This is a genomic window from Vibrio cidicii (assembly GCF_009665415.1).
Taxonomy (GTDB): Bacteria; Pseudomonadota; Gammaproteobacteria; order Enterobacterales; family Vibrionaceae; genus Vibrio; species Vibrio cidicii.
The window spans coordinates 456503-467537 of record NZ_CP035921.1 but is presented as its reverse complement, the minus strand read 5'-3'; the positions used below and the strand labels follow the sequence as shown (position 1 = coordinate 467537).

Annotated in this window: 9 protein-coding genes; 6 read left to right on the top strand and 3 right to left on the bottom strand. The window is 46.6% G+C overall.

The window, feature by feature from the left end; genetic code table 11:
* Window positions 1-36: 36 nt before the first annotated feature.
* Complete coding sequence (locus tag EWA64_RS03125) at window positions 37-603, top strand: DNA-3-methyladenine glycosylase I (RefSeq protein WP_061895567.1); 567 nt, start codon at window positions 37-39, stop codon at window positions 601-603.
* Window positions 604-673: 70 nt separating this feature from the next.
* Here the strand turns inward: EWA64_RS03125 and EWA64_RS03120 are convergent, their stop codons facing one another.
* Together EWA64_RS03120 and cls are read right to left on the bottom strand one after the other, a co-directional pair.
* Window positions 674-1885, bottom strand: coding sequence for a cystathionine beta-lyase (locus EWA64_RS03120; protein WP_061895568.1), 1212 nt, complete (start codon window positions 1883-1885; stop codon window positions 674-676).
* Window positions 1886-1998: 113 nt separating this feature from the next.
* The gene (gene cls, locus EWA64_RS03115; RefSeq protein ID WP_061895569.1) at window positions 1999-3453 is read right to left on the bottom strand and encodes a cardiolipin synthase; all 1455 of its coding nucleotides are present in this window, start codon (window positions 3451-3453) and stop codon (window positions 1999-2001) included.
* A gap of 347 nt (window positions 3454-3800) precedes the next feature.
* Between cls and EWA64_RS03110 the strand changes: the two genes are divergently transcribed.
* From EWA64_RS03110 to hxpB, 5 genes are all read left to right on the top strand, one after another.
* Window positions 3801-5144, top strand: coding sequence for a sodium-dependent transporter (locus EWA64_RS03110; RefSeq protein ID WP_061895570.1), 1344 nt, complete (start codon window positions 3801-3803; stop codon window positions 5142-5144).
* A 135-nt stretch (window positions 5145-5279) separates the two neighbouring features.
* Window positions 5280-5972, top strand: coding sequence for a TIGR01621 family pseudouridine synthase (locus tag EWA64_RS03105; protein WP_061895571.1), 693 nt, complete (start codon window positions 5280-5282; stop codon window positions 5970-5972).
* Window positions 5973-6001: 29 nt separating this feature from the next.
* The gene (locus EWA64_RS03100) at window positions 6002-6934 is read left to right on the top strand and encodes a class I SAM-dependent methyltransferase (protein WP_061895572.1); all 933 of its coding nucleotides are present in this window, start codon (window positions 6002-6004) and stop codon (window positions 6932-6934) included.
* A 407-nt stretch (window positions 6935-7341) separates the two neighbouring features.
* Complete coding sequence (locus EWA64_RS03095; RefSeq protein ID WP_170320359.1) at window positions 7342-8454, top strand: PTS transporter subunit EIIC; 1113 nt, start codon at window positions 7342-7344, stop codon at window positions 8452-8454.
* 109 nt (window positions 8455-8563) lie between these two features.
* Entirely contained in the window at window positions 8564-9238 is a 675-nt protein-coding gene (hxpB, locus tag EWA64_RS03090) for a hexitol phosphatase HxpB (RefSeq protein WP_065860343.1), read from the top strand.
* A 105-nt stretch (window positions 9239-9343) separates the two neighbouring features.
* On the opposite strand, the gene EWA64_RS03085 is transcribed toward hxpB, so the two are convergent.
* Window positions 9344-10786, bottom strand: coding sequence for a glycoside hydrolase family 1 protein (locus EWA64_RS03085; protein ID WP_061895574.1), 1443 nt, complete (start codon window positions 10784-10786; stop codon window positions 9344-9346).
* Window positions 10787-11035 lie beyond the last annotated feature (249 nt).

Here is an 11035-nt window from a genome sequence, read left to right as displayed (position 1 = left end):
TCGTCACCGTAAAGCGCATTGTTTAGGGATGATTGAATGACGGAACAGAATACCTGTGCATGGGCGATGAACCACCCCTTGGAGCGTGAATATCATGACGCTGAATGGGGCAAGCCTGTCTATGATGACAAAAAATTATTTGAATTTATTACCTTAGAAGGGGCTCAAGCTGGGTTGAGCTGGATTACGGTGCTAAAAAAGCGCGAAGGTTATCGTCAAGCATTTGAGGATTATGATTTATCGCTTCTCTCTACGTATGGCGAGGAGCGTGTCGCTGAAATTATTGAACAGTTTGATGTGGTGAGACACAAAGGAAAAATTGCTTCGGTGTTCAGTAATGCAAAAGCGGCGATTGCGCTGCAACAAGAGTTTGGCTCACTCAGTAACGCGTTGTGGCAGTTTGTCGAGCATAAACCTGTGGTGAATCCGTGGACGTCGATGCAGCAAGTACCTGCCTCCACAGAACAATCAAAAGCGATGAGCAAGTTTCTGAAAAAACGTGGCTTTAAGTTTGTTGGAGAGACGATTTGTTACGCCTTCATGCAGGCGGTTGGCATGGTCGATGATCACGTGGTTGGCTGTCCTTGTAAAGCGCAACACTAACTCCGGTATGAGTAAGACAAACCCTTTAACACAACTCGCCCTCCACAATGGAGGGCGAGTTACCTTTAGACTACTGACTGAGTGAAACTTCTTTTTCTAACAGCACAGCGTTGTAGCGTTCAAGCCCTGCTTGTAGATCGGCAATCAGGTCGTTGATATCTTCCAGACCAATATGTAGGCGAATAAGCGTGCCTGTAAAATTGGGATTGGCGATGGTGCGTAGACTGTTAAAGCTCTTGGGTTCATTGGCTAAGATCAAGCTTTCAAACCCGCCCCAAGAGTAGCCCATGCTAAAGTGTTGCATTCCATCCAACAGTGCGGTGGTCGCTTTTGGACAACTGCTTTTTAGCACGAATGAAAACAGTCCGTTACCACCAGTGAAATCGCGCTTGAAAAATTCGTGCCCCGGACAGCTCGGTAGAGCAGGGTGGCGAACATGGTCGACTTCTGGGCGCGTTGTTAGCCATTCGGCCACTTTTAAGCTGTTTTCCGCATGCTGGCGCAGACGCACATCCAAAGTGCGAATCCCGCGTAAGCCAAGGTAAGCATCATCTGGCGAAACGCACTGGCCCATTAAGTAGCTTTGCTCGCGCAGTTGATCCCAGTATTGCTCGCTGGCAACCGCGGTGCCTAACATCACATCAGAATGACCAACGATGTACTTAGTTGCTGCTTGAATGGAAATATCGACACCATGTTCAAAGGGCGAGAAATTCACGCCTGCCGCCCAAGTGTTATCCAGCATGACAATGATGCCGTGTTCGTGAGCGATGCGCGCGAGTGTCGGAATGTCCTGTACTTCCATGGTGATAGAACCCGGAGATTCGGTAAACAGCACTTTGGTGTTCGGTTTGATCAGTGAACGGATCTCTTCACCGATCATCGGATCGTAATAAGTGGTCTCAACGCCGAATTTTTTAAGGATTTTGTCACAGAAGTCGCGGGTAGGTTCATAGCAGGTATCCACCATCAACAGATGGTCGCCGGACTCGACGAACGAAAGAATCGCGTTACTGATGGCTGCGGTGCCACAGGGGTAAAGCGCACAGCCCGCGCCACCTTCAATTTCCACCATCGCTTCTTGAAAGGCAAAGTGCGTTGTCGTACCGCGACGTCCGTAGAACAAGGTTTTGTTGGCGCGATTGACCATCGCATGATGCTTTTCCGCCACACTCTCAAAAACGACCGTCGAAGCGCGTTGTACTGGAGGGTTTACCACTCCGTTGGTCCATTTTTTATTGCGTCCCGCCGTCACGAATTTTGTTTGTTTGCCTTCCGACATATCAGTTCCCTGTCCCAAAAAAGAATCCTCTATTTAAAACATGGACAGCAGGGGATTGGCAAGGGGGACAAGCCAAACAAAAAAGCATTTCTTAAAAGCGTTTGGCCTAACGTTCACAACAAAGGATTAAACAGATAGAACAGCCTTTCAAGGAAGCGAGAATAGAGGCTGCGTTCATTCCATTGCTGTAGTCGCAATTTGTGTGACTGCGCTTTATATTCTTGCTGAAGCTGGTGCATCTCCAAGGTAAATTGCAGATCTTCAATCGCGAGAGTGACTTCGAAGTTCAGCCACAAACTACGCATATCAAGGTTGACCGTACCGACCAGACAGAATTGCTCATCGATGACGACCGATTTAGTGTGTAGTAAGCCGCCGTAAAATTCATAGATTTTCACACCCGCTTCCATCAACTCGGTATAAAAACCGCGCGAGGCCCATTGCACCATCATTGAATCGTTCTTGTGCGGAATGATCAATTCAACCCGAATCCCTCTTTGCGCGGTCATTTTCAGTGTTTCGAGCAAATCGGCACTCGGTACAAAATAAGGGGTTGTGATCGTCACTGAGTGGTTAGCTTGGTTGATCGCCAGCGTCAGCGCTTGATAGATAAGATACTCAGGCATTCCCGGGCCAGAGGGAACCACTTGAATGGGGTGCTTGTGCAGTTCTGCATCCAACGGGCATTCAGGCAAGCTTGGCAGGAATCGAGAGCCAGTTTCCACCTCCCAGTCCCAGCAATGTATGGCTGAGAGCACATTCACCGTTGGTCCGGTGATACGCACCATGATGTCGATCCACTGTCCGACACCGCTGCTCTGTTTGAAAAATGCAGGGTCAACCAGATTCATTGAACCAGTGTAAGCAATCTCATCATCTATAACGATGATCTTGCGATGTTGGCGCAAATCGAGTCGGCGTAGGAATATCCGCCAAGGGCTCACTTCCAATGCCTGAACCACGTTAATACCAGCGGTTTTCATCATCGAGTACCAAGGGCTACGGAAAAAGCGCGGGCTGCCTGCGGAATCGAGCAGCAGTTTCACATCCACTCCTCTTTTGGCTGCTTGAATCAGTGCAGAGGCGACCGAATCCGCGAGACCTCCGGGATGCCAGATGTAAAACACCATACGAATACTGTTTTGTGCCGCTTCGATATCACGAATAATAGAATGCAGGATCTCGTCTGGTGATCGTTGTAGCGAAAGCGAGTTTCCACCTAAAGCGGGCAAACCAAGTCGATTGTTGCACAGCTCATCTATCCGATAGATATGGTGCCCCATCGCCTCTGGTGTGTGCGCTTGGCAATCGTTCAACTGCGCGAACCATTTGGCGTAGGGAGTAAACATCTCTTTGGCTCGCTCGGCGCGTTTACGACCTAAGTTCAACTCACCAAACAGGAAATAGCAGGCAATGCCCAACACAGGCAAGATGTAGATTATCATCAGCCATGCCAGCGAGACGCTCACAGCTCGTCGCTTCAACACAACTCGCAAAGTGACCCCGGCAACCAGTACCCAGTATAAACCGATGCTAGCCAGAGTAAGAAAGTGGTAGAACTTATCCATCATGATCTCTAAACATTTTTTCTCGTTTTCGATAGTAAGCGCAAACGCACCAATTAGGAATAGCTAGCAAATGATACCAGTGTCACGCAAACAGAATGAATATGTTTAAAAATTGTTAACAGCAGGTCGTAAATGTTGCATTGTGGGTAAATAATCAGCGATTAATGATGATTATTACAGTTGTGGTAGGAAATTATGTCAGCCGGGCTTCCAATTTTATGCTCAAACTGATTTACTTGCCACATTCATCACGTGGCCGATATTTTCGATGAGTGTACAAAAATTATTACACCTCAACGTTTGACGCCGAAACAAGATAAAAAGCAAACACAACAGCGGTAACAATTATGGCAAGTAACAATCGAGGCCATTTCTCATCGAGACTTGGCTTTATTATGGCGGCGGCAGGTTCAGCTGTCGGTCTGGGTAATGTTTGGGGGTTCCCAACCAAAGCGGCGAGCAACGGCGGCGCAGCATTTTTAGTGATCTATTTGGCGATGGTTTTCCTACTGGCATTTCCTATGCTGGTGGCTGAATTGACGATTGGTCGTCATGGTCAATCAAACCCGATTGCTTCACTGCGGACGATTTGGACGAAAAATCGCGCAGCCGCAGGCTTGTTTGGTTTGATCGCCATGATCGCCGCTTCCATGATCCTCAGTTTTTACTCAATTTTGGCAGGTTGGTTGATGGGTTTTGCCGCAGCGCCTGCATTGGAAGTGGTCGGTTTACAAAGCGCAGCCGACTGGCTGGTCAACTTCGGTGGTGCGCGTAACGTCGTCTTAGCCGTTCTATTCTCGCTGTTAACCATTCTTGTGGTGCAAAAAGGCGTCGCCGATGGCATCGAAAAGTGGTCAACTCGCTTAATGCCTATGCTGTTCGTCCTTTTCGCGGTGATGATCGCGTACATCTTTACTCAAGATGGAGCGATGGAAGGCCTAAAAATGTATCTGATCCCAGACATTTCCCATATCACGCCAAGCTTGATGGTCGATGCGATGGGGCAAGCCTTCTTCTCCCTCTCGTTGGGCGTGGGCTCGATGATGGTGTACGGCTCTTACCTGCAAAAAGAGGTCAATATTCCCAAAACTGCAGGTCAAGTCGCGGCAATTGATACTGGCGTGGCATTTGCGGCGGGCTTACTGATTCTTCCGGCGATGTTTGTTGCCAAAAACAACGGTGTGCAAATTTTTAATGATGCAGGCCAGTTGATGAGCTCTGGTGACTTGGTGTTCGCGGTGCTGCCTGCAATGTTTGATACCATGGGCGGGATCGGCGTAATTCTGGGTATCGGTTTCTTTGTGCTGATGGTGATTGCAGCGTTAACGTCATCGATCTCTTTGCTGGAGGTGCCTGTCTCCTGCGCGCAAGATGAGCTGAAAATGGAGCGCAACACCGCGACGTGGCTCATTGGTGGCGCGATCCTCATTGTCAGTATGGTCATTTCACTGAACTTTGGCGCTCTGTTTGGTCTGGTTGCTGATATTTCAACCGTTTACATGCAGCCATTGCTCGGTGTGGTATGGGCTATCGTGGTGGGTTGGATCTGGAATCGCAACAACCTGCTCAACGAGCTGAAAGAAGGCAACCCAGACATCGCTCAGGGCCTGTTCTGGAAAATCTGGCCTTGGTATGTGCGCATCGTCTGCCCGGTAGCGATCATGGCTGTGTTCCTCTTCTCGATTTTATAACCTTTTAAGCCCCGTAAGGGGCTTTACTTCTTGCGGCTCGTCTTACTGGTATTCAGAGTGAGAAAAGGTATACTTCGCCCCTCATAATGAAACCAGCCATGATGATGGCTGCCACCCGAAAGCTGCTTGACTACCATGTTTGATATTCTGTTTACTCACCCTGATTTTCTCATTATCAATAAGCATCCTAATGTCTCCGTACACAAAGATGATGGTGAGACCATGTTATTGCATGAAGTGGCGAAGCGAAGTGGCGACACACAGCTCTATCTTATCCACCGTCTCGATAAAATGACCTCAGGTATTTTATTGCTTGGTCGACACGCAGAGGCGGCCAGTGCGCTTTCACGCGCTTTTGCTGAGCGGAATGTGGCTAAATTTTACCTAGCGCTTGGAGCTAAAAAACCGAAGAAAAAGCAAGGGCTGGTGATTGGCGATATGGAACGGTCGCGCCGCGCCGCGTGGAAGTTACTCAGCAGCAAGCATAATCCTGCGATTACTCAATTTTTCTCTCTGGCGGCAGAGCCGGGAGAAAGACTGTTTTTATGTAAGCCACACACGGGGAAAACCCACCAGATCCGCGTTGCGCTCAAATCGGTTGGTTCCGCGATTGTCGGTGATGCTATTTACAATGCAGGCAGTGAGGCGGATAGAGGCTATTTACACGCATTTTGCCTCTGCTTTTCCTACCAAGATGAAGCGTTCCACTTTGTCTGCGACCCGCGACACCAACCTGTGTTAGGTGAAAAATGGAATAGCGATGTGGTTTCACAAGGCATTGAAAGCTGGCTGACGCCTTGGGCGTTGTCGTGGCCGACCATCAAATAATCAAGCAACCCATCAAAAAAGAGAATTCAATGCAAGTTTCCCAACTGACGCAGTTTTTTCAACATATCGAAGCGCAATTGGCGAGTGTACCTGATGAAATACGGCGTCTGTTTCACGGCCGTGGTCGCCGTTTTGTTGGCTTAGAACAAATCACTTGTGACTGGCTACAAGGGCAGATGATCGTCAATCTGTTTCATCAAGTTGACCAAGACTTTTTGACTGAGCTAAGGGCGGGTTTATTGCGCTTTGCACAGTCGGACCTTTGGCGAGAGAAGCAAGGCCGATGCATGCTGATCCAACATCGTTACGCAGACGGCGCGCCGTCAGAAGTGCTGCTGGGTGTTCTGGATGTGCGTCCTGTGGTAGTTGAAAGTGGCCTGAAATATCAATTGGATATTGGACGCAATCAAAACTTTGGCCTGTTTCTGGACATGCGCTTTGGTCGTGATTGGGTACGTGAGCACGCAAAACATAAGAATGTGCTCAACCTGTTCGCCTATACCTGTGGCTTTTCGCTGGCGGCGATTGCCGGAGGGGCGGACAAAGTGGTCAACGTTGATATGGCGAAAGCCTCCCTTTCCAAAGGGCGTGAAAACCATAAACTCAATGGACACAACCTCAATCAGGTGTTCTTCCTTGGCCATGATATTTTTAAATCTTGGGGCAAAATCAAAAAGGCAGGCCAATACGATTTGATCATTATTGACCCACCTTCGTTCCAAAAGGGCAGCTTTGCGCTGACATCCGATTACAAGAAGATCTTGCGCCGCTTACCCGATTTACTCGCCGAGGGGGGAGAAGTGCTGGCTTGTGTTAACTCGCCTTCCGTGAGCAGCGATTTTTTGATTGAAGGTATGCAAGAGGAAGCGCCATCACTGACTTTTCGCGAACGTTTGCTCAATCCGCCGGAGTTCATGGACATCGACAGCGAAGCGGCGCTGAAAGTGCTGCGCTTTAGCTAACGTCACATCGCCAAAACTGCCACATCGCAAAAACAACAAGCGCCACCTCGGCGCTTTTTGTCTTTTTAGCTTAGGGCGTATTGACTTTGCTGCACGCATTTTATTCAGCATTACATCGTCCACCTCAATGACTGAAAGCATATTTTCAGCTAGGTCCACTGAGCAACATATAAACGGTGGGTTCAATATATTGGAAGATACTTTCGCTCGAAGTTAGCAACTGCCTTAACCCAGTTGATGAAGTATATTTGTTAAGTCAATCACAAGTTCAATGGATATAACATCAAATGTAACCGGTTACAATATATTATCACTCAGTATGATACCGGTTACAAAAGTCTGGTTGTTGATTCCATTTCGCTAACAACAGAACACCGGGATAAGTCGTAAGCTTAATGGTGGTGAAATTGACATTAAAGAAAATGAGTTTATCAGTTGGGGCGAAAGTGGTTGATGTTGTTTCAGATAGCTTTGTCCCCTTTATCGGTGTAATGGCTGGTTCGGGCATGCTAAAGGCATTGTTAGCCATACTTATCTTATTGGATTGGCAGACAACAGAAAGCAGCACTTATGTCACCTTATATGCAGCTTCCAATGCGGTGTTCTATTTTCTTCCTGTATTGCTGGGAAGTTCTTTAGCACACCGTCTTGGATCAAATAGTTACCTAGGCGCAACCGTGGGGGCAACGCTTCTTGAGCCGAGCTTTATTGGTTTAATCGGTGCTGAAGGTTCACATTTCTTAGGTTTACCATTTACCGCTATTGACTATTCATGCACTGTTTTTCCAGTCTTCATTGCTGTTTCCGTACTTTCCGTGCTCGAAAAGCAAATTCGTGACCGATGTCCTGAAAATATTCGATTATTCATGGTTCCTATGAGCTGTCTGATGGTTATTGTCCCGCTGACTGTTATGGTATTCGGCCCGATAGGTGTGTATTTAGGCCACCTACTTGCAGCGACAATTGATAATTTGCAAGCTTTCAGCTCGGTATTGACCGGCGCTGTTATTGGCGGTGGAATGATGTTGTGTGTTGTTGTCGGCTTACACTGGGGGATTGTTCCTGTCGCGATTGCCAGCGCAGCAACCGCTTCCGGTGATTCTATCGTTCCTATGTGGGCTCCGAGTACATTTGCTCAGATGGGAATTGCGTTCGCTATCTATTTTTCCGCTCGCAGAACCGAAGACAAAGTGATTGCAGGCCCTGCTGCATTAACCGGTTTATTGGCCGGTGTTACTGAACCAATTATATACGGACTCATTATGCGTTACCGCCGGACTATACCTATTGTGATACTCGCCGGTATGGTCGGTGGTGCAATTAATGGCTATTTTCAGGTAAAAATGACGGCATTTGTATTCCAGAATATCTTCACCATTCCCGTGTTTAATTCTGCTTTATGGTATTTGACTGGTATCAGTGTGAGTTTCTCTATGGCTTTGGTATTGACGCTACTATTCGGCTACGAAAAGAGGGCGAATATATCATTAACATCATCTGTTGAGTCTAAGGCGTTTTAATAGACAATTCGGTGTATTTAGTGAGAGCGATAGGAAATTATTTAATGATGACAATGACCTAGCCTACAATACTCTTCACAATTTTAGATTTAGGTATAAGGATTAAATTTTGATTGAAACAGTCATTTTTGATATGGATGGTGTTCTTGTTGACTCGGAGCCGCTGTGGCGCCGAGCGAAGGTTAATGCCGTGGCAAAATTTGGCGGGACCATTACGGAGCAGCTTGCCTACCAGAGCACGGGGTTACGTATTGATGAAATTGCAAATTATTGGATTCGCTACTGTGGCTTAGATGAAAGCTGTAGTGTTGATCTACAAAATGCAATTTTGGATGAAGTTATAGAGCAAATTAATTCTAAGGGTGAACTGCTTCCGGGCGTTCTGGATTCATTACAATGGCTTTCTACGACGGACCTGAAAATTGGTCTTGCTTCTTCATCACCTCAAAGATTGATTGAAGCGGTTCTTAAGGCATTTGATATAGAAAAGTTCTTTGACATTTATGTATCAGCAGAGCATTTAACCCACGGTAAGCCGCATCCACAAGTGTATCTGGACGCTGCGGAAAAATTGGCAACAGAACCGCACCATTGTCTGGCTATTGAAGACTCCGTTAATGGCTTGATTGCGGCGAAAGCGGCAAGAATGACCGCGGTTTGTGTTCCTGAGCCTGGACAGGAAAATAATCCTCGCTTTGGTATTGCTGATATCAAACTGGCTTCTTTAGAAGAGTTTGTGGGTTCTGCACAAGTAAAAGATGTGCTTGGCCGACAATCGTTTTAGATAAAATGAAATGCCCATCGGATTGATTCGATGGGCTTTTTCCATTCTGAAGTTTTACTTTGCTTAATCGGCCACGGTTAATTAACCGTAGCTGGATTCATGGTATTACAGCTCTTCTCCATTCGAAGTGATCACTTTTTTATACCAGTCGAACGATGCTTTTTTCTTGCGATCCAGTGTGCCTTGCCCCTTGTTGTCTTTGTCGACATAAATAAATCCATAACGCTTTTCCATTTCACCGGTTGAAGCACTAACAAGGTCGATACAGCCCCAAGGTGTGTAACCCCATAGTTCCACTCCATCTTTAACCGCTTCACCCATCTGCTCAATGTGAGAGCGTAAGTAATCAATGCGGTAGGTGTCGTTGATTGAACCATTTTCCTCAACTTTATCGAATGCACCTAAGCCGTTTTCAACCACCATTAATGGGATTTCATAGCGAGCATAGATTTCATTCAGTGTGTAACGCAGACCAACCGGGTCAATTTGCCATCCCCAATCAGACGCCTCTACATACGGATTTTTGATGCCACCCATCAGGTTACCCGAAGTGGTTTCCTGATCAGGGTTTGCAGAAACACAGTTCGACATATAGTAACTCAGCGTGTAGTAGTCGACGGTACCTTGAGCCAGAATGTCCAAATCGTCGTCTTCCATGTGAACCGTGATGCCGTTCTCTTCAAAGTAGCGCTTCGCGTAGTACGGGTATTGACCTCGAACCTGAATATCACCACAGAAGTAGTTGTGCATTTGCATGTGTTTTTGTGCCAATTGCACATCCGCTGGGTGGCAGGTAAACGGATATGTTGTCAGGAAGCAAATCATGCAGCCAATTTGAAAATCTGGGTTAATCTCATGGCCGAGTTTGACGGTTTTTGCACTCGCAACAAATTGGTGGTGTAGCGCCTGAAAGCGCAGTTGTGGAATATCTACTTGGTTAACGAAATCTGTCGTTCCTTCATTCAGAATGCCAAGGCCAAGGAAGTTACCGATAGGCATAGTACCGATATTGATCTCATTAAACGTCAGCCAGTATTTTACTTTTCCGTTAAAACGTTTGAACAAGGTTTCTGCATAGCGTGTGTAACAGTCAACAACTTCACGTCCTGCCCAGCCGTTGTATTCTTGGGTCAAACCAAAAGGCAGTTCATAGTGAGAGATCGTCACTAATGGTTCAATGTCGTACTTCTTCAGTTCATCGATGATGCTTTCATAGAATTTCAGGCCCGCTTCATTGGGTTCCAATTCCATGCCTGTCGGAAAAATACGGGTCCAGTTAATTGAAAAGCGAAAGGTTTTAAAACCCATCTCAGCAAACAGTGCGATATCTTCTTTGAAGCGGTGATAGAAATCGATCGCTTCATGAGACGGATAGTGGATACCTTCTTCAATAGAGCGCGTAATTCGGCGTGCGACTTCATGAGTCCCGCCGCTAAGCATATCGCTGGTACTGGGTCCTTTCCCATTTACGTTCCATGCACCTTCAAGCTGGTTTGCTGCCGTTGCACCTCCCCACAAAAAGCCTTTTGGAAAAACTGCGTTAGTCATAGTCACCTTCTTATTCTGAAATGGTTTAATGCATTGATATATATAACTTTAAATGATGAAAGAACATATCAACAACACGCCTTTTTAAACCATACACGAAATTAGTCAAAATGTAACCGGTTACATTAATTTATTTTTCTATGGGTGTTATTCACCCCTAGGATTTCAAAAATAAACCATCCGCAGCAGAAGTTAAGACGAGATCCATGACCAGTTTTGAGTTAAATATCACCTCCTTTTTGTGAGAGT

Bases quoted from the DNA above. Each gene is read 5' to 3' on its own strand.
- EWA64_RS03125 (WP_061895567.1), top strand. From the start codon at position 37: ATGACGGAACAGAATACCTGTGCATGGGCGATGAACCACCCCTTGGAG.
- EWA64_RS03120 (WP_061895568.1), bottom strand. From the start codon at position 1,885: ATGTCGGAAGGCAAACAAACAAAATTCGTGACGGCGGGACGCAATAAA.
- cls (WP_061895569.1), bottom strand. From the start codon at position 3,453: ATGGATAAGTTCTACCACTTTCTTACTCTGGCTAGCATCGGTTTATAC.
- EWA64_RS03110 (WP_061895570.1), top strand. From the start codon at position 3,801: ATGGCAAGTAACAATCGAGGCCATTTCTCATCGAGACTTGGCTTTATT.
- EWA64_RS03105 (WP_061895571.1), top strand. From the start codon at position 5,280: ATGTTTGATATTCTGTTTACTCACCCTGATTTTCTCATTATCAATAAG.
- EWA64_RS03100 (WP_061895572.1), top strand. From the start codon at position 6,002: ATGCAAGTTTCCCAACTGACGCAGTTTTTTCAACATATCGAAGCGCAA.
- EWA64_RS03085 (WP_061895574.1), bottom strand. From the start codon at position 10,786: ATGACTAACGCAGTTTTTCCAAAAGGCTTTTTGTGGGGAGGTGCAACG.